At 55.4% G+C, this 18,721-nt stretch carries 15 protein-coding genes and 1 riboswitch; all 15 genes read right to left on the bottom strand.

The window, feature by feature from the left end:
- Window positions 1–3: 3 nt before the first annotated feature.
- Window positions 4–603, bottom strand: a complete 600-nt coding sequence (locus BM181_RS09325; protein ID WP_075444288.1) for a hypothetical protein — start codon at window positions 601–603, stop codon at window positions 4–6.
- 174 nt (window positions 604–777) lie between these two features.
- Window positions 778–2,340 (bottom strand): methyl-accepting chemotaxis protein, encoded by a 1,563-nt coding sequence (locus BM181_RS09320; RefSeq protein WP_075444285.1) that lies wholly within the window; start codon window positions 2,338–2,340, stop codon window positions 778–780.
- Between the two features lie 124 nt (window positions 2,341–2,464).
- Complete coding sequence (locus BM181_RS09315; RefSeq protein WP_075444282.1) at window positions 2,465–3,154, bottom strand: formate dehydrogenase subunit gamma; 690 nt, start codon at window positions 3,152–3,154, stop codon at window positions 2,465–2,467.
- 1 nt (window position 3,155) lies between these two features.
- Window positions 3,156–3,941: a 4Fe-4S dicluster domain-containing protein gene (locus BM181_RS09310; RefSeq protein WP_075444279.1), complete on the bottom strand. Its 786-nt coding sequence runs from the start codon at window positions 3,939–3,941 to the stop codon at window positions 3,156–3,158.
- 35 nt (window positions 3,942–3,976) lie between these two features.
- Complete coding sequence (locus BM181_RS09305; RefSeq protein WP_075444276.1) at window positions 3,977–4,837, bottom strand: formate dehydrogenase accessory protein FdhE; 861 nt, start codon at window positions 4,835–4,837, stop codon at window positions 3,977–3,979.
- 24 nt (window positions 4,838–4,861) lie between these two features.
- The gene (gene fdnG, locus BM181_RS09300; protein WP_075444273.1) at window positions 4,862–7,879 is read right to left on the bottom strand and encodes a formate dehydrogenase-N subunit alpha; all 3,018 of its coding nucleotides are present in this window, start codon (window positions 7,877–7,879) and stop codon (window positions 4,862–4,864) included.
- 151 nt (window positions 7,880–8,030) lie between these two features.
- Window positions 8,031–8,855, bottom strand: a complete 825-nt coding sequence (fdhD, locus tag BM181_RS09295; protein WP_075444270.1) for a formate dehydrogenase accessory sulfurtransferase FdhD — start codon at window positions 8,853–8,855, stop codon at window positions 8,031–8,033.
- 257 nt (window positions 8,856–9,112) lie between these two features.
- Window positions 9,113–10,219, bottom strand: a complete 1,107-nt coding sequence (gene mobB, locus BM181_RS09290; protein ID WP_075444380.1) for a molybdopterin-guanine dinucleotide biosynthesis protein B — start codon at window positions 10,217–10,219, stop codon at window positions 9,113–9,115.
- A 1-nt stretch (window position 10,220) separates the two neighbouring features.
- Entirely contained in the window at window positions 10,221–11,153 is a 933-nt protein-coding gene (locus BM181_RS09285; RefSeq protein WP_075444267.1) for an MOSC domain-containing protein, read from the bottom strand.
- A 3-nt stretch (window positions 11,154–11,156) separates the two neighbouring features.
- Entirely contained in the window at window positions 11,157–12,146 is a 990-nt protein-coding gene (gene moaA / locus BM181_RS09280; protein ID WP_075444264.1) for a GTP 3',8-cyclase MoaA, read from the bottom strand.
- A gap of 27 nt (window positions 12,147–12,173) precedes the next feature.
- A complete protein-coding gene (locus BM181_RS09275) occupies window positions 12,174–13,373 on the bottom strand; it encodes a molybdopterin molybdotransferase MoeA (protein ID WP_075444261.1) in 1,200 nt (399 codons plus the stop codon).
- A 12-nt stretch (window positions 13,374–13,385) separates the two neighbouring features.
- Entirely contained in the window at window positions 13,386–14,417 is a 1,032-nt protein-coding gene (locus tag BM181_RS09270; protein ID WP_075444258.1) for a molybdopterin-binding protein, read from the bottom strand.
- A gap of 82 nt (window positions 14,418–14,499) precedes the next feature.
- A riboswitch (molybdenum cofactor riboswitch) is annotated at window positions 14,500–14,623 on the bottom strand.
- Window positions 14,624–14,703: 80 nt separating this feature from the next.
- Complete coding sequence (locus BM181_RS09265; RefSeq protein ID WP_075444255.1) at window positions 14,704–15,867, bottom strand: DNA polymerase IV; 1,164 nt, start codon at window positions 15,865–15,867, stop codon at window positions 14,704–14,706.
- Between the two features lie 125 nt (window positions 15,868–15,992).
- Window positions 15,993–17,414, bottom strand: a complete 1,422-nt coding sequence (locus BM181_RS09260) for a glycoside-pentoside-hexuronide (GPH):cation symporter (RefSeq protein WP_075444252.1) — start codon at window positions 17,412–17,414, stop codon at window positions 15,993–15,995.
- Window positions 17,415–17,466: 52 nt separating this feature from the next.
- Window positions 17,467–18,078, bottom strand: a complete 612-nt coding sequence (locus BM181_RS09255) for a cytidylate kinase-like family protein (RefSeq protein ID WP_075444249.1) — start codon at window positions 18,076–18,078, stop codon at window positions 17,467–17,469.
- Window positions 18,079–18,721: the final 643 nt, after the last annotated feature.

The following is an 18,721-nucleotide window of genomic DNA, read 5'->3' as shown; positions in this document are numbered from 1 at the left end:
TTTTCAGCTTATCCGATAATCTTGAAACGATTGGATGGTCCCGGCCTTGATGCCGTCAATCAGTTCACCGATTACCCGCGGATCTGAGTAATCAAGCGGCAGGAAGCAGGAGTCAGCCTTGTTATAATACTGGCGTACATCATTTTCCACCACCTGCAAATCCTGGCGGAACTTCAGCCGGCGCGCCTCGTAATCACGCCCCGAGCTGATATAGCCGCCACAGGTAATGATCCCCCAGAGGACAAAGAACAACGACCAGCCGACCTGCGGCATAAGACCTGCACCATAGAGCATCATATACACCACCACGGTAGCCAGGCAGCCGCCCAGCATCCAATGCATAAGCGATGGTGCCTGCCATTTCATCTGCATGAGCCAGAGATCTTCCATGACACCATATTTGCCACGGTTATGCAGGAAATACTCACGCAGCCGCTGCAGCTCCTGAAGCAGACGTGCCTTATCCGCAGGCACCGCCGCCAGCTCTTTGAGCTTCACTTTCTCGCTTGCCGGCTGTTCTTCCTTATCATCAACCGGTTCTGCACAGAAGGGACATAATCTTACGCCCTCATCCAATACCTTGCCACACTTTCTGCAAATCATCGTTCTTCCTCCTTTCTTCATAATAATTCAACTATCTTCCTTGAATAGTTTTGGGAAAAATCAACGATTTGAATTTCTTCATGGTACTTCTATTGGTAACTTATAATATTCGCTATCAAAACGAAATCCCCTGCTTTCGCAGGGGATTTTTTTACATATTTCTACATAAATCGCTTATTTTGTGCGGAATTTGCCAACACTGTCCTTGAGCGAATCCGAGAAGGTCGACAATTCATTGCTCGATGCCGCACACTCCTCAGAAACCGCCGAGTTGTCCGTGACAACGCCGAGGATATCGCGGGAGAGGTTGTTCACCTGCTCCATCATCTTCTGCTGCTCAAGGCTCTGCAGGTGCAGCTGCTCGATGACCTTATTGACGGCCTCGGTATTTTCCGTGATCCCCGACAGGGACTCGGCCGCCGTGCCGACGACTTTCGTACCACTCTCGATGGCTGCCAGGGCCTTGTTGATGAGCATCTGGATGTTCTGCGTGCTGAGTGCCGACTGTTCGGCCAGCTTGCGTACCTCCTCTGCGACCACGGCAAAACCGCGGCCAGCCTCGCCAGCGCGAGCGGCCTCAATCGAAGCATTGAGTGACAAGAGCGACGTCTGCCCCGTGATCTCATCGAGCGTCCCAAGGATCGAGCGGATCTCCTCCGAAGCCGCGCTGATATCGCGCATGGCAGCCACGACATTATCCATCTGGCGGCGGCTCATCTCGATGCTGTCATTCGTCAAGCGGCTTGACTGGCGGGCCTGCTCGACAAAGGATTCCACCTTGGCGTTTTCCGCCATTGTCGCATGAATCTTGTCCTGCAGATTCTGCACACTTTCATTCTGCGACATTGCGCCTTCGGCAAGGCTCTGGGAAACCTTCGATACTTCACCAGAGCTTACCGCTACCTGCTCAGCCATATCACCCATGCTTTCCATTTCCGCACAAAGTGTCTGGCGGATGTGATTGATATTGCGCTGGATCGGCTCATAGTCGCCAATATACTTCATATCGGTGGTCGTCACAAGATCACCAGCAGCCATCGTATTGAGATTCTTCTCGATATCCTGCACATAGCCGAGGATTGCCGTGCGCATCTTGTTCAAAAGCTCATACAGCGCACCGATTTCATCCTGACGCGGATAGCTGAACTTCTGCGTCATATGGCCGTTGGCCAGCTTATTGACACTGTCTTCAAGCGCCGCCAGCGGATTGACGACGCGCTCCTGGAACGTATAATAGACACGGCGCAGTACAAGCCCGACTGCCGCAATAAAACCAGCCAATAACACATAGAGAAGCACTGCCATCACATCGACCAGAGTCTGCGCAGCCTCGACCATCTCATTGGTCTTACCAAAATACGTCTCACTGGCTTCAAGCAGATGCGCGGGGTTCTTTGTCTGTTCATACTCGGCAATCGCCGGCTTCACCTCGCTATTCCAGTACGCTTCCGCCGCATCGCGCTTACCAGGGAAACTGCCAAGATGCACCCGGCTGCCCAAATCCTTGAGCAGTCCCTCGATTTTTTGCGTTGTCTGGCTGGCATCAGCCCCAGCCAGCACCTGCTTGACAATGCGCTGCGAACCGCCGCGCACAACGCCGGCATCATTCACCACAGCAACATAACTCGTAAACAGGTACAAACTTATCCCTACGATAACTACCACACCAACAGCAATGGCAAATACCCGTGCCAACAGCCGCTGAATCAAATATGCAATGGTCTCTTGCTGATTCAATTCCTTCACTCTCCTTTTTCCGTTCTCTCATTCGTCATACCTGTCAACAGTATAACAAAAAAATTCTCACACAGGTGTGACTTTTATCACGCCTGTGTGAGAATTTTCTGTTTCCTTACGCTTCTTAGTTTTTCACGGCTTGCTTGATTTCTTCACGCGTGACTTTGCCCTCAGCCACGAGTTCATCAACCCATTTGCCATGATGCTTAGCCGCATAGCTGGCCTTGACCGTACCATCGCACATGCCCTGCATCGAATCGGGATTGACGCCCAGCGCCAGATAAATATGACCGATAGCAGCAGCAAAACCAAAGCCAGCGCAGATGCTGTGCAAGGGAATCATCCAAGTACGGATGGCCGGGCTAACAAGCCCTTCGCCAAACCAGAGCACAGCTCCCGAGATGACGAGCAGCGCCCAGATGACAGCCTGCAGCAGGATGTTCATCTTCTCGCCGCCGTTGTAGAAGCTCTGGGGCGGGATGCCCTCGGGTTCCTTGCCGATGAGCTCAGCCGGGAATTTCTGGTTGAAGACGATATCATCGCGGCCAAAGCTCAGGACTTCCTTGACCAGACGGCGAATGCCATCATGAGCCGTTACCAGGCCGATAATCGGATTAGCAATGAATATGACTGCAAAAACGCGATGTGCGTATTGCAGCGTCGCGGCACCGAACATGTCATACAAGAACCGGAAGGTATCCGTATAGAGCGGCAGCGCCGTCAGGAATAACAGGAAGAAGCTGATGGCATTGATCCAGTGAAAATAGACAAAGCCCATCTTATGACGCTTGATGTATTTCTTATTTACGAGCATCTTATTTTTCCTCCTTCTTGCTGGTCATGCCTTTCAGTGCGGCCATACCGAGCACGCCAACGATGGCACCAGCTCCGGCCAGCTTGCCGAGCGGACGCACGACATCCTTCCAGAGATTGATGGAATCTGGCGTCTGCGGATTTTCCGGCAGATTATAGACCGACGGTTTTTCCGGCAGTACATAGAGCATATGGATGCCGCCCACGCCTTGCGGGTTGTAGACATTGGCATCCTGATGGCCTTCCTGCTTCAGGATTGCCACCCGCTCCTCAGCACGCTTGAGCATTTCCTCCTTCGTGCCGAAGCGGATCGCATCTGCCGTGCAGGTCTTCGAGCAGGCCGGCTCCATGCCCTCAGCAATGCGGTCAAAGCAAAGATCGCATTTCGTGGACTTGTTCGTCTCCTTGTTGACCTTCGGTACATCGAACGGGCAGTTATGGGTGCAATAACCACAGCCCACACATTTCTCCTCATCGATGACTACTGCACCGTTTTCGAGTTTTTCGATGGCCTCTTCCGGGCAGCCTTTGGCGCAGGCCGGATCCGCACAGTGCATGCACTGGCGCTTGAAGAAATCCCAGTGGAATTTGCCCGCAGAATCCACGCGCTCGTTCATCTGGATGAGGTTCCAAGTCGTCGGCGTCAGCTCTTTATGGGACTGATACTGCCCTTCAAAGGGCGTTGACATATCGGCCGGCAGGTCGTGCCACTGCTTGCAGGCGACCATGCAGGCACGGCAGGCGCTGCAGCGTGCCACATCATGCAGCATAGCGATTTCTTGTGCCATTATAGTTCTCCTTTCATACTCGCAAATACACAGTTTTACGCATTAGCGAGCATTACGCTTCCTTTTTTCTGGAGACTTTTCTCCTCACCGAGAAAATCAAGATGGATTGTCGCCCAATCCCGCAAATAAACATCTTCTTCGCCTTCCTCATTATAGGTCTTGAGGTAAGCATGGCATTTGTCGCAGACATCGAGGCGCATAGCTTCTTCGCCCTCGGGCTCTAAGATATGCATTTCCTTGAGATCCTCATTGCCGCAGTAGACACAGCCAATGCGAGCATAGGGCCAGACGGTATGGCAGCCATCGCAGACGAGCACACGGGCGCGGCCCTCCTGCTCCTTGCGCAGCTGCGCCAGCACCGGCTGGCGCCCGCAGACCGGGCAGTAATTACGTTTCCAGCCGATCCCCTGCCAGAAAACTGGGTCTTTGAGCTCGGCGGGAACCAAGACTTCGACCAGCTGCCAGCCCAGCGTGCGAACCAGCACCTCATTGAGCTTGTTGTCCGCTGCAAACTGCTGGATTTCTGCATCTTCCTGCCGCAGCAGGCAGTCGAAGAACTGCTGAATCTCCGTAAGCTCAGCCTCAGCTGTCCAGCTCTGCCAAGCCTTGAGCGCGGCTTTCATCATATCTGGCGCTTCTATCTCTTTGAGTGCTTCGAGGCAATCCCCCAGCGACACTGCGGCCACCTTGACCATGGTACGCTGGAGCTGCGGCTGCTGCAAAAGCGGCATGCCGTCCTTGACGAGATTTACGATGTCATCCTTTGCGGGAAAGGAAACCGGCGAGACTGCACCTGTAAGGATTTTCTCCATCGCAAGCTGCAAGTTGGCCGTTTCCGTCAGGAAAGGGTGTTTCTTCAGATATTCATCCATGGGTGATTTCTTGGCTGGTTTCATAGAAGTCTCCTAATATAATACAGTTTATGCTTTCACGATGTTTACCAGGCAGGCTTTGAACTCCTGCTCCTGCGTGTTCGGGTCGAGGGCATCGATGGTCAGGTAGTTGGTGCTAGGTCCCTTTGCCAGGCCCTTGAAGCCCCAGCTGTACGGCATCCAGACCATATGCGTCTCTTCACCGTTGACGGTAAGCGGCTGCGCGCGTTTCGTGACCATGGCTTTGACCACGACAGCACCACGGGCCGAGCTTACTTTTACCTTGTCGCCCTCTTTGATGCTGAGTTTCTTGGCCAGCTGCTCGCTGATCTCGACAAACGGTTCCTTGACCAGCTCATTGAGCCACGGGATGTTGCGCGTAACCGTACCGGAGCACCAGTGCTCCGCAATGCCCGAACTCGTCAGCACATACGGGAATTTATCCTTCGTGCCCAGCGGCTGTTTTTCCGGAACGCGCGGATATTTGACACAGGGGTTGAACTGCGCCAGCTCATTCTTATGCAGTGCATTATGTGTCGGGCTTTCGACCGGCTCGTAGAACTCCGGCAGCGGGCCATCGACTGGCGTCGAGGACGCATCACGCGTCATGCCATCAGGGTTCTTGTCCTTATAGGTGGCAGCAAAGAGACGGCCAATGCCCTCGCCGTTCATGCGGAACGGTTTCTGGCCGTCCGGCGTATCCGGGCCAGCCGTGCGGTTGCCGACATCCGGCACATCGTAGCCCGTCCATTTGCCAGCAGCCGCATCCCACCAGACAAGCGGATGCTCTTTATCCTTCGGCGTGCCGTCCGGATTGCACGAAGCGCGGTTGTAGAGGATATGGATGTTATCCGGCCATACCCAGCCGAACTGCGGGAAGATACCGATATCGCCTGGATCTTCCTGGCCGCGGCGTTTCGTGCGGTTGCCCTCGCGGCTGATGTAGCCGGCATAAATCCACATGCCCGAGGCCGTCTCACCATTGTCCTTGAGCTCGCCGATGCCGTTTACGAGTTCCCCCGTAGCTACGTTGTAACCACTGATTTCCTTCATGACATCTTCGATGTAGTTGTCCTGCGAGTAGTTCCAGGACATGTACTTGATTGGCTCGTCCTTCTTCTCCGTGGAATCCTTGTAGAGTTCACGGATACGCTTCCAAAGCATATCGTTGATCAGGTAATCCGGCTTGGAATCGCCGACCGGTTTCGGTCCCTGCATACGCCACTGGATCAGGCGCATCGAGTTCGTAATCGTGCCTTCACGCTCGAGATAGGAACAAGCCGGCAGGAAGATGACTTCCGTCTGGATTTCGCTCGGGTTGTCGCCCGGGCGGTTCCAGAACTCCGCCGTCTCGTTAACGAAAATATCCTGCACGATAAGCGAATCCATCTTGCAGAGGCCATCATGGACCATCGTGAGGTTCGCATTCGTCATCTGCGGGTTCTGGCCGCAGAGATAAAGCGCATGCATCGTGCCCTTCCAGGCATCCTCAAAGATAGCATAGATGGAATCCGGATGATTGCCGTTGCGGATAGCACCATAATCGAAGCCATAGCCATTCTCCGGCGTAGCATGCTCGCCGAACCAGGCCTTCGTCATATTGACATACCATTTGCGGCGGAACGTACCATAAGCCTCGGTCCAGGACTTGAGGTCCGGCGTCTTATGCGTCGGATGGACGAGATACCCCGGCTGCATATTGAACTCGATGCCAAAGTCCGTCGATGCCTGTACGTTTGGCTGCCCGCGCATCGCGATGATGCCTGCGCCCGGGATGCCGACATTGCCTTTCAAGAGCTGCATGATCGTAAAGCAGCGGATATTCTGTACGCCGACCGTGTGCTGCGTCATGCCGAGCGCATACATGATGATGGCCGGTTTGTCGTTTTCGATCCAGATGCTGGCAGCGCGTTTGGCATCCTCAGCCTTCATACCCGTGATGTTCTCGACCATCTCGAGAGTATAGCGGCTGTAGAATTCCTTGAGGCGCGACATAACCGTATTCGGAGCGAAGAGATCCTTTGCCTTCTGCGGTTTGCCATCGGCACCGAGAGCATAGCCCCAAGTCTCTGTATTCGTATAGGCTTTCTTCTCGGCATCGTAGCCAGAGAACAGGCCGTCGTCGAATTTGAAGTCATCGCGGAGCAGGCAGGCACCATTGGTGTTCTGCAGGACATACTCCTTGTTGAACTTGCCAGATTCGAGCATCTCATGAATGATGTAGCCCATGAAGACGATATCCGTGCCCGGGCGTACCTGGAAGAAGTCGTCGGCAATCTTCGACGTGCGCGTGAAACGCGTATCCACATGAACGATTTTCGAGCCGTTCTTTTCGCGGGCAGCCATAACGTTCTTGAGGCCCATCGGATGGCACTCAGCGAGGTTCGAGCCCTCAATCCAGATGAGGTGCGTATTCTTGATATCCGCCCACGGATTCGTCATGGCGCCACGGCCAAAGGCTGCGCCCAGAGCCGGTGGCGTATTGGCATGGCAGACACGGGTCTGATTGTCGATATAGACAACACCGAGCGCCCGGGCCATCTTGATATTCTGATAGCATTCCTCGTTGTTGATCTGGGAACCGCCGATGAAGGAAAGGCCATCGGTACGGCGGACCTCATAGGTCTTGCCATCGATTTCCTCGGTCTGCTTCCAGCCCTTCTCACGCGCATTCTTCATGGCATGGGCGGCCTTGTCGATGGCCTCCTCCCAGCTGATTTCCTCCCAGTGATCGCTTCCCGGTGCACGGTACAGCGGCTTTTGCGCACGCTCCTTCGAGTTCGGGATATGGCCATAGCCCAATCCCTTGCTGCAGAGAGCACCACGGTTGATCGGGCTGTCAACGGCGCCTTCGAGTTGGACGAGCTTATCATCCTTCACGTAGCCGATGACGCCACAACCACAAGCACAGAAGTGGCAAATCGAGGTAAACTCGCGTGCCCCTTTGAGCTTGAATTCTTTCGCGGCAGCCTTGACCTTCGGCATATCGAGTCCCAGGCTGGCCATAGCAAGGCCGATACCGCTGAGACCTGTGGCTTTCAAGAAGTCACGCCTGCTCAAATTCATCAAAACTTCCTCCTTTAGTCTCCTAAAACCATTTCTTGTATCTATAAAATCATCTATATCTCATAAAAGAAATCTATTCGTTATAGTAGAAAACTATGAAAACTCCATATGTGATATTTATGATTCTATGCAAAAATAATATCTCGTTTTTTCACGCTTCTTTTTCCAGCTGCTCACCGGCCACGACAATCCGTTCCGGATTCGTATAGATGCAGAAACTGCCCGGGCGCATCCGCGCCACCAAAGTAATCCCTAATTTTTTGGCCAGACGCAATGACAAAGTCGTCGGCACCGACTTGGCGGCTACCGCACCGATGCCCATGCGGCCGAGTTTCAGCATCATTTCCGACGAGCAGCGGCCGCTGAAGATGATGATCTTGTCCGCAAGATCGATCTCCTCTCGCAAGGCCCAGCCATAGAGCTTGTCAAAGACATTATGACGGCCGATGTCCTCGCGGAAGACGAGGATGCGTTGCTGCCTCTGGTCGTAGAGGATGCCGCTATGCACGCCATTGGTCTTCTCATGGGTGGCCGCCAGCTCCGACAGCAGCTTGTCCGCACAGGCCAGGATGTCCTGAGCAGCAAACTTCACCGCCCGCGGCCGCGCGAAGATGCGTGCAGGGTCACAGGCGAGGATTTCACGGGCAGAATAATAGCGCGGGTCCTCGGACGCCTTGGCCGCCCATGCCTGTGCAACCGCCGTGGTCTCCACATGGGCAGCAAACGCCGTCTCGTCGATGCTGAGAACCTTGATGTCCGCAGCCGTACGGATATGGCCCCCCTGCGCCAAGATCCCCGTCACGAGGTCCTGGAGGTCGCCAGGCGAGCAGAATGCCGTCGTCAGCAAGCTGCCATTGAGATAGACATCAAGATAACGCTCGATGGATGTGTACTTGTGGTCCTCGACAATCCTGCCCTGCTGCGAATCATAGCGGACAACGGGAAAGTCGATGAGTTCTTGTTCTCTTGGCTGCATGAAAAACGCCTCCCCATGTGCTGTGTCTCCTACGAGCAACAGATTATCATTTCATCTTGTTTTGGGCGACGATTTTTGTCACAACAAGATGAAATCCTCTGCCGCCATAGCCATGGTAGCAGACTTTTTGTCCATTGGCAAACGACAAAAAAACCGGCCATAGGCCGGTTATAAATAAAAATAATCTTATCATTAGCAAATTCTGTCCACTTTGTCTCCCTGCCGAACCAAGCGGCATAAATTATCTGACAAATCCCTCAGAAGTCGCGTCCCATAAGGAAGCATACGATTTTCTCTGCCTGCGCCATATCGTCGATGGCATAGCGATGCACCGCTCCATCAGCTGCCTGCACCGCCAGGTCACTAGAAAACAGTGCCACCGTCTCCGCATCGATGACAGGCTCTCCCAGTCCCCGCCACAGGGACAGCTTGGGCATAGCTCCGTGATTGCGGCTCTCGATCAGCACGAGATCCACTCCCTCAAGCTTTGCAGCCACCGCGAGCAGCGACGCCCGCTTTTCCGTCCGCCGCTCGATGAAATATCCCGCCGGCGATACGACGGCGACCGCATCGGCACCAGCCCGCGCAAAGCGCCAGCTGTCCTTGCCCGCGACATCGACCTGATAGCCATGGCAATCGCCCTTGACGACCCCGACACGGATGCCGCACGCACGCAGCCGCGGGATCAGCCGCTCGATGAAAGTCGTCTTGCCCGTATTCGACACGGGGGCCGAGACCGTGACCAGCGGAATCTCGCGCCGGCTGTTGGCCAGACGGCCGCGCGCCAGCTGCATATCCGCCGGGGTATTGGCATTGAAGAAGCAGTTCACGCGCGGCACAGGGATCAGCTTCTGCCGCACCTTGGCCAGCACGGTGCCGATTTTGCGCTGGCCAACAGCCAGCGCCTGCGCAAAGTGCCGGGCGCAGTCCCTGTGGTAGACTGCTGCCAGCGGCTGCCGCCGCCCAGCTGTCTCAGCCAGCACGGCCTCGGAGCCTTCCCCCCCGTCCAGCTCCGCCAGCAGGGGCTTCACTGCCGAAAAGGAAAAGAAGGGCATGTCGCAGGAAACCGCCAACCCATACTGCGTAGGCATTGCTGACAGCCCGCGGCGCAGACCTTCCAGCGGCCCCATGCCTGCCTGCTCATCAGCCAGCAGCTGGAAACCATACTGCTGCGCCAAAGCCAGGAGCTGCTTTGTCTCACGCTCCACGCATAGATACTTGCAGGCAAAGTCCTGCCGCTGCGCCTTGCGCAGCAGCCACTCCAGCATGGACGCGCCATCGTATTCGAGCCAGCGCTTGTCCTGTCCCATCCGCGAGCTCTTGCCCCCTGCAATGACCAGCAGGCTCAATCCTTCCCTATCCATATCATTTCCGCCCGCATTCGCCTGCATCGCCGCGCAGGATCTCGATGCCATGCTGCAGCTGCGGCAGGATGAAGCCCAGGCACTCCTCAACCGCCTTGACGCTGCCCGGCAGATTCACGATGAGACTGCGCCGGCAGATGCCAGCCTGCGCACGGCTCAGCATCGCGCGGGCCGTAACTTTCATGGACAAAGCCCGCATAGCCTCGGGGATGCCCGGTGCCAGCCGCTCACAGACCGCCAGCGTCGCTTCCGGTGTGATATCGCGCGGCGAAAAGCCCGTGCCGCCCGTCGTGACGATAAGACCAATGCCACGGGCAGCATACTCCCGCATTTTTTCTTCGAGCGCTGCCTGCTCGTCAGGCAGGATGGCCATATCCGCCACCGCATAGCCGGCCGCCGCCAGCATCTCTTGGGCCTTCGGGCCGCTCTTATCGGCGCGCTCGCCGCGGCTGCCCTTATCACTTGCCGTGATGACAGCTGCGTCAAGCGGCAGCTTCTCGCCGGCGGGCACGAGCTCAAGCTCCATGCCTTCCTTTACCTCACCGCCATGCAGCACCCGCGCAAAAACGCCTTCACGCGGCATGATGCAGTCGCCGACCTGCTCGCGGATGGCACAGCCCTTATGGCATTCCTTGCCGATCTGCGTGATCTCGAACCACACATCGCCAGCGCGCAGCCGTGTGCCAACTGGCAGTTCCTTGAACCGGAAGCCCTCGGCGACTACATTCTCGCCGAATGACCCCAGTTTCACATCGACACCGAGCTTGCGGAAATCCTCGATCTCCTTGAGGCCCAGGAAACTTACCTGGCGGTGCCAGCGTCCCGCATGGGCATCGCCTTTGATGCCCCATTCCGTCTCAAACTGTACAGCAGCAACCGGATGCTTGAGCGTTCCCTTTTTCTCACTGACACAGAGCGCATGAATCTTTCCCATGTTTTAGCCTCCTACTTGTACCATGGCCCGGCTGTCGCGGGCAGCGTTATGTTTATCGTCAAAAAAATGTTCCTCGGGTTTATGATAGATGGCCTGCTGGACAGCCAGGCGCAGATTGTCATCACTGATGCCGCCACGCAGCAGCTGGCGGATATCGAGCCCTGTCTTCGCATTGAGACAGAGCTTCAGGAAGCCCTCAGCGGTCAACCGCACGCGATTGCACGAAGCACAGAATTTATGCTCCATCGCATCGATGAACCCTACCTCGCCCTTGAAGCCTGCGAGCCGGTAGTATACCGCCGGGCCATTCACAGTCCCGGCCTTCAGCCCCGCAGGTTTCAGCGGTCCGTAGGCACGCTCGATCAGGCTGCGTACCTTCGCCATTGCTACCCCCTGATAGCCGACCTCATAGGCACAGCCAATCGGCATGAGCTCAATGAACCGCACCTTGACAGCCTGCTCACGGGCCAAGGCCACCAAGGCAGGGATCTCTTCCTCATTGACTCCCGCAATCGGCACGCAGTTGAACTTGATATTCTCCATCCCCAGGGCCCGGAGCTTCGCGATGCCCTCCTCTACCTGCGGATAGAGCGGCCGCCGCGTGATTGACGCAAAGACGTCGGGGCGCAATGTGTCGAGGCTGATATTCACCCCCGACAAGCCCGCTGCCACCAGCGGCTCGGCCTGTTCCGCCAGCAGCACCCCATTGGTCGTCAGCACGACCTGCTCAATGCCCGGCACCGCGCGAATCGCGCGCACCAGCTCGACAATCCCGCGACGCACCAGCGGCTCGCCTCCTGTCAGCCGCACCTTGCGGACGCCAAGCGCCGCCAGCGCCTGCACGATGCGCAGGATTTCCGCAAACGTCAGGATATCCTCATGCTGCAGTTTCTCGATACCGGCCGCAGGCATGCAATAACGGCAGCGCAAATTGCAGCGGTCTGTCAGCGAGATGCGCACATATTCGATTTTGCGTTGATACTGATCGATCATACTCTCATCCCAAATCCATAGTCAAAATCACAACAGGATAATGTCAACCTTCGTCCCCGGCGGCAGCGGATCAGTCCCTGCCGGGATCGCCACAAAAGCATTGCAGCCGACCACCGAGAACAGGCTGCCCGAAGCATGCTGCTGGGGCAGGCGCACTTTGCCATTCTCATGATACGCACGGATGAACCGGCGGCCCTTGCTCGCCTTCGGGAACGCATCGGTAAGCACAGCCTGCGCATGGCGCACAGCCAGCTTCTCCTCACCGCTCAGCTCCACCAGCACCGGCCGCGCCAGAAGCTCAAAGGTCGCATAGGCAGCGAAAGGATTGCCCGAAAGCGCAATGCCGAGCGTCTTGCCAAAGGTATAGGCAATCGCGGGGCCGCCTGGTTTCATGCAAACACGCCAGAAAAGCCGCTTCCCGATCTCGGCGACCACGCCATGCATGATATCCTTCTTGCCCACCGACACTCCGCCAGTTGTCAGGAACAGGTCGACCTTGTCCTGCCACTTGGCGATCTCAGCCGCAGCCGCCGTGACATCATCGGGCAGGATGCCGATCACCTCCGGCTCAAAGCCCAGCTCACGCAGCCGCCCGCTAAGGCTGTAGAGATTGCTGTTATAAATCTTGCCCGGTGCCAAAGGCTGCCCCGGCTGCAAAAGTTCATCGCCCGTGCTCGCAATGGCGATGCGCACCTTGCGGATGACCTTGACGGTCGCCAGGCCCATGCTGGCCAGCGCGCCAAGATGCGCCGCCGTAAGCCGCGTCCCTGCCTTGGCCAGCAGTGTGCCTTTGCGGATATCCTCGCCGGCAAAGCAGTAATTCTCATGCGGCTGGAACTCCTGCGGCACATAGAGCGTATCGCCAGCCGTCGTCACATCTTCCTGCCGCACGACGCAGTCGCAGCCCGCAGGGATCGCCCCGCCCGTCATGATGCGCACCGCTGAGCCAGCCGGCACGGACTGGTCAAAATACTGGCCAGCACACTCCTCACCGATGATGGTCAGCTGGGCGGGATGCTCTTTATCCGCACCAGCTGTCGCCTCTGACGCAAACGTGTACCCATCAAGCGGTGACCGGTCAAAGGGCGGATTGTCAAAGGGAGCGCTATAGTCCTCGGCCAGGCGGCGCCCCAGTGCTGCCATCAGCGGTACCTCTTCGGTTTCACGGATCTTGCTGACCTGTGCCAGCAGCACCGCAACGGCTTTCTCCAACGAAATATCCTGCATCGTACTCCCTCCTCAGTGCTGGAACCCACAAACCGGGAAATGGCAGGTCTTGCAGTTCATGCAGAGACCGCCGATACCGAAATGACGGATCTCACGGCGCGTCAGCCGCTCGCCGGTCATGACACGCGGCAGGATGAGGTCAAAGACCGTGCGCGCGGCATACATGACACACCCTGGCAGGCCCATGACCGGAATCGTCCGGCCCTCCTGCTCCAGATAGCCCAGCAGGAACATCGCGCCAGGAAGCACCGGCGCCCCATAGGTGATGATATCGGCACCGGCATCACGGATAGCGGCCGGCGTGCGGTCATCGGGGTCGACACTCATGCCGCCCGTGCAGATGATGATATCCATGCCGAGCCCGGCAAGCTCACGGATCGCATCCCGGGTATGTTCCGTCACATCATCGGTGATGCGGTGCTCATCGATCTGCAAGCCAAAGGGTTTCAACTTGCCCGCGATGACCGGCGTGAAGGTATCCTCGATGCGTCCCAGGAACACCTCGGTGCCCGTCGTCACCACCCCGACCTTGAGATCCTTCTGATACGGACGCAAGCGCAAAAGCGGCTTATCCCCGGCAACTTTTTTGACCTGCTCCATCTTGTCCTTCTTGATGACCAGCGGAATCACGCGCATGCCCGCAAGTTTCTGCCCTGCCTTGACTGGCATATTCTGGGGCAGGGTCGCGATCGTCACATCGTCGAGCTCATTGACATCGTCGAATCTTGACTCGTCAACCTGGAAGACGCCATCCACCGTCGCTGTGAGCTCGATCTTGCCTTCCTTCGGCTCCGACGCCTTCATGTATTCGTTCTGGCAGAGCTGCCGCAGGATTTCAGCGGCATCGTTTTCATGCAGGACCGTATCGTCATTTTCCCAGACATAGATATGGTCCTTGCCCACCGACAGCAGCACGGGGATATCCTCCTCGGTGATCACATGCCCCTTGCGGAACACGGCATCCTTCGTCACCCCTTTGATGATCTGCGTGATATCATGGCAGAGAATCTGTCCGACGGCATCCACGGTTTTCATTTCCTTCATACGGCTTACGCTCCTATCCCTTACACATACAGTTCCGGCCAACAAAAAAGACTATCCCCTACGAAAAGGATAGTCTCCACCTGCGCTGCAGCATTGAACTCCTTTTCAAAATGGGAAGGTCCCGGCGTTTCCCCCGGGGCCCCGGCTCAATATCATAGCGTATCTGCTCATGCCTTAGATATTTTCGCTCGGAGTCGGTATTCTTTTACTTACTATTATTATACACGAAAACAAGCAAAAATGCTTATGATTTTTGTCACTTCCTTATGCATCATACTTATAACCATTATTTTCGTTTATCTTTCCGCAGCAGCTGCGCCTTGGTAATGCCCTCTTCGCCAAACTTCGCACGGATCTTGTCTATGGCCGCATAGAGGTTCTCCTTCTTGGCCTCATCATGGAACAGGTTGAGCTCGGCCCCCGCATCAAATCCTGCCGTACTGACCCCGAGCAGACGGATGCCGCGGAAGATCCGCAGCTCACGGAAAAGCGCGCAAGCCGTATGGTAGATCTCCTCATCGTAACAAGTTGCCTCGGGCAGCGTGCGGCTGCGTGTATACGTCTTGAACCCCTGTGACAGCCGCAGCTTGAGCTGGATTGTCCGCGCCTTTTCGCCAGCCTTGCGCAAACGCCAGCCCACCTTGCAGGCAAGGTCGAGCAAGACGCGCTCTGCATCTTCCGCACACTGGAGGTCTTCGGTAAAAGTGACCTCCTTGCCGATGGACTTGGCCCGCTCGCGCGGCGCAACGCTGCGCCTGTCCTGTCCGCGAGCCAGTTCATAGAGATGTCGCGCCATGTGTTCCCCGAGATGGTGGCACAGCTTCTCATAGCTGGTCCCATAGAGCTGCCCGATGGTGCGGATGCCCATCTCTCCCAGCTGGGCATCCAGCTTGCGGCCCACGCCCCAGATGCGGCTGACCGGCAGCGGATCGAGCACCTGACGCACCGCCTCCGGGGTGATGATGACCAGACCGTCGGGCTTATCGAGATCTGAAGCTAATTTGGCCAGGAACTTGTTCGGCGCGATGCCAACCGAAGCCACAATGCCTGTCTCCGCCCTGATTTCTGCTTTAAGCCTGCGCGCATAGGCAATCGGTGTGCCCATGATATATTCCATACCTGTAAGGTCCAAAAAAGCCTCGTCGATTGACAACGGTTCAATGACTGGCGAATACCGTGCAAAAATTGCAAAGATAGCGGCCGACACTTCCGCATACCGCCGGTAATTTCCCGCCAGGAAAATCCCCTGCGGGCATAGCTGCCGCGCACGCACCATCGGCATCGCTGAGTGAACACCAAACCGCCGCGCCTCATAGGAACAGGTCGATACCACGCCACGTCCCGCCAGGCCGCCAACAATCAACGGCTTGCCGCGATACTCTTCATGGTCGTTCTGTTCCACCGACGCAAAAAAAGCATCCATATCCACATGCATGACCAACCGGTCCATAACCCTGCCCCCTTCCTTGCTTCCATTATATAGAAAGAGACCCGAAACAGCAAACGCATTTTCGGGTCTCTTTCTGTACTTAGGTTATAGGTAATCAGAATCCAAGGGGATTCCTCAGGGGAAACTTAAACATTGATCTCTTCCCAGCGCTCCTCGAGTTCCTCGACGATGCGCGCATGCTCGCTCTCCGTCAGCGTGACCTTAGCCCGATAGATGAACGTTGCCAAAATCAGCAATACGATGGGCGCTGCGAACATGATGATCTGGAATTTGAGCAGATCCGGCGCTGTGATATCAGCAGCCGTAGCATTGCCAGTCATGCCGACCCAGATGGCCGTCATGCCGATGATGCCGCTCGTGACTGCACCAGCCAGCTTGTCGATAAGCGGACGCACGCAGAGGCAGACCGCTTCATCGCGATGCCCCAGCTTGAGCTGGCCATACTCGACCGAATCCGTAATCGTCATCAGGACAACAAGGAAGATAAGCGGCTGCGGCAAAGCGAAGAGACCAGCACCTACGAGTGCCAGCGTGACATTCGTGCCTGCCATGAAATAAATAGCGAGAGCCGCTACCATAATGATAATCGAAGAGAAGAACAGTTTGCGGCGGCTGAACTTCGTCGTCAGAACCGGGAACAAAGCCACGGCCAGCAGACCAATGACAACATTGATGATACCAAGGATCGAGAATTTCGTAGCATCGCCAATGACATAGATGAAATAGTAGAGATTGAAATTGTTGACGATATTCGAGCCCAGACCATAGACGAGATACGCAATTGCCATCCAAAGCAGCTGATCGTTCTGCGTCAGAACCTTGAAGACATCCTTAGCCGACGTATCGGTCTTGTTCTCACGCAGCGCTGACTCCTGCTCCTTGGTACCAAAGCCCAGGATAATAGCACCGAGCGTTGCAATGCCGCCACCGATGCAGGCAAACGCCAGCCAGCCCGTCGGGTCGCCCGCGCCGCCATTCTGATTCAACGAGAAGAAAAGGACCACCGGCATAACAATGACCGTGATGAGCTGGCCACCGAAAACCGAACCGATACGGGCAATCGTCGCCGTAACTTCGCGCTCATGCGAGTCAAAGGACAGTGCCGGAATCATCGACCAGATTGCGACATCTTTGGCCGAATAGAATACATCCATAATGAAATAGACAATAGCAAAGAGAACAAGATAGAGCGTCGGATTCGTGACAGCCAGACCACCCATATCCGTAAACAGCAAGGCCAACGTGATAGCAGCAACGAAGGCACCAACGATGACCCAAGGCTTGAAGCGGCCCCAACGTGTCTTCGTCTTATCGATGATATTGCCGATGAACGGATCGATAAAGAGCTCTGCAATACGCAGTACGAGAATGATCGTCGTGACAATACCAATCATATAAGCATCACGCGTCGCATCATCGGAGCGGAACAGATTGCTTGTAACGAAAATCATGAAATACGTGCCCAACATGGCATAGAATACATCGTGGCCAAAGGTACCGCAGGCATACGCGATACGCGACCATACAGCGCTTTTTTTCTCTGACATAACCAAAAGCCCCCATTGATATTTTCTGACAAAAAGTAAAACGAACAACCGATTACTGCTGAATCCCCTTAACCTTGCAGATATAGGCGATAAGGCCATCTGCAATAGCTTCCAGCGAATCATGGCTCGTATTCACAACGATATCATAGTTCTTTCCCTCGCCCCAGGTACGTCCCGTATAGTAATTATAGTATCTTGCCCGCTTCGCATCCTCACGGTCAAGTTCCTTGAGCGACTTGCCATCATAAACCGTCTTGCCGCGTGCTTCACGATACGCATCATCAGCACAGACAAAAATAGAGAAAACGTTATCATATTTGCGCAGAGCATAATCGGCACTGCGGCCCAGGAATATACAAGGGCCATCCTTCGCAATCTTGCGGATAGCTGCCGACTCAGACATGAACATTCCCTGGCTGCTCTCCCCCATATGCGTGCCAAAGGAATGAAAGGGAATGAAGCTCATCGACAACGGCTTGACCTTGTTCTCCATCTCCAAAAGCTCTTCTTCACTGAGATCGTCGATGCCGAGCTTGGCAGCAGCGATATGGACGATCTGCCGGTCATAGAGCTTGAGCCCGAGCTTTTCCGCCAGGATACCGGCCAGCTCACGCCCACCAGCACCATATTGGCGGCTGATCGTAATGACTGGATAATCACTCATAGAAAATTCCTCCCCGTTAATGTAAACGTTTTCTAGGATTTCCAAAAAAAAAATAATTTCATCAGAAACCGCTCTTTTCGCACAAACTAATAGAAAACGATTTCTTTATCTATTATTATAGCGTGTTTTATAAATAATGCAATATGTTTTATAAAAGTAGTAATTTTCAGTTTATTCTACGATTACAACAAGGTATGATTCCTACAATATAATGAATTGCAGTTTGTCTGGCAGTTTGTCAGGGCGAACGGGAAGGAAACCCGTTAGTACGCAGCTTGGGGCTTTCGGGGTAGTACTTTTTCTGTTTCCGCTAAATGGACCGTATGCCTAGTTCTGCGGACTTAGTTACCTGCTCCCGTCACCAGGTCGCGGCGTACACATCGGAGTCTAGCTTATGCGCTTACGGCCCAGTCCTGCTGCGCAGGACAGTCGCTCCAGACAGAAAGAAGCACTACCCCGTTCGCCCCTTTGGTAATGGAAATCTGAGATGGTACGAACCGTTTCTCCCGCAGCAAGCACATCGATGTAATTCGTTGCCTATCGCCGGAAAGGAACAGGCTTGTTCCAACATATCGGAGGGCGAGGGTGGGTACACTTTCTTCGTAGACGGAGCGACTGCCCGAACGCAGTGAGGGATGGCCCG

It is taken from the genome of Pseudoselenomonas ruminantium, assembly GCF_900113715.1.
GTDB lineage: Bacteria > Bacillota > Negativicutes > Selenomonadales > Selenomonadaceae > Selenomonas_A > Selenomonas_A caprae.
Note: the sequence above shows the minus strand (reverse complement) of the source record. Positions and strands in the feature narration are given on the sequence as shown.

Bases quoted from the DNA above. Each gene is read 5' to 3' on its own strand.
- BM181_RS09305 (WP_075444276.1), bottom strand. From the start codon at position 4,837: ATGAAACCAGCCAAGAAATCACCCATGGATGAATATCTGAAGAAACAC.
- BM181_RS09275 (WP_075444261.1), bottom strand. From the start codon at position 13,373: ATGCAGGATATTTCGTTGGAGAAAGCCGTTGCGGTGCTGCTGGCACAG.
- fdnG (WP_075444273.1), bottom strand. From the start codon at position 7,879: ATGAATTTGAGCAGGCGTGACTTCTTGAAAGCCACAGGTCTCAGCGGT.
- BM181_RS09260 (WP_075444252.1), bottom strand. From the start codon at position 17,414: ATGTCAGAGAAAAAAAGCGCTGTATGGTCGCGTATCGCGTATGCCTGC.
- BM181_RS09270 (WP_075444258.1), bottom strand. From the start codon at position 14,417: ATGAAGGAAATGAAAACCGTGGATGCCGTCGGACAGATTCTCTGCCAT.
- BM181_RS09255 (WP_075444249.1), bottom strand. From the start codon at position 18,078: ATGAGTGATTATCCAGTCATTACGATCAGCCGCCAATATGGTGCTGGT.
- BM181_RS09310 (WP_075444279.1), bottom strand. From the start codon at position 3,941: ATGGCACAAGAAATCGCTATGCTGCATGATGTGGCACGCTGCAGCGCC.
- BM181_RS09285 (WP_075444267.1), bottom strand. From the start codon at position 11,153: ATGGGAAAGATTCATGCGCTCTGTGTCAGTGAGAAAAAGGGAACGCTC.
- mobB (WP_075444380.1), bottom strand. From the start codon at position 10,219: ATGGATAGGGAAGGATTGAGCCTGCTGGTCATTGCAGGGGGCAAGAGC.
- moaA (WP_075444264.1), bottom strand. From the start codon at position 12,146: ATGATCGATCAGTATCAACGCAAAATCGAATATGTGCGCATCTCGCTG.
- BM181_RS09325 (WP_075444288.1), bottom strand. From the start codon at position 603: ATGATTTGCAGAAAGTGTGGCAAGGTATTGGATGAGGGCGTAAGATTA.
- BM181_RS09315 (WP_075444282.1), bottom strand. From the start codon at position 3,154: ATGCTCGTAAATAAGAAATACATCAAGCGTCATAAGATGGGCTTTGTC.
- BM181_RS09265 (WP_075444255.1), bottom strand. From the start codon at position 15,867: ATGGACCGGTTGGTCATGCATGTGGATATGGATGCTTTTTTTGCGTCG.
- fdhD (WP_075444270.1), bottom strand. From the start codon at position 8,855: ATGCAGCCAAGAGAACAAGAACTCATCGACTTTCCCGTTGTCCGCTAT.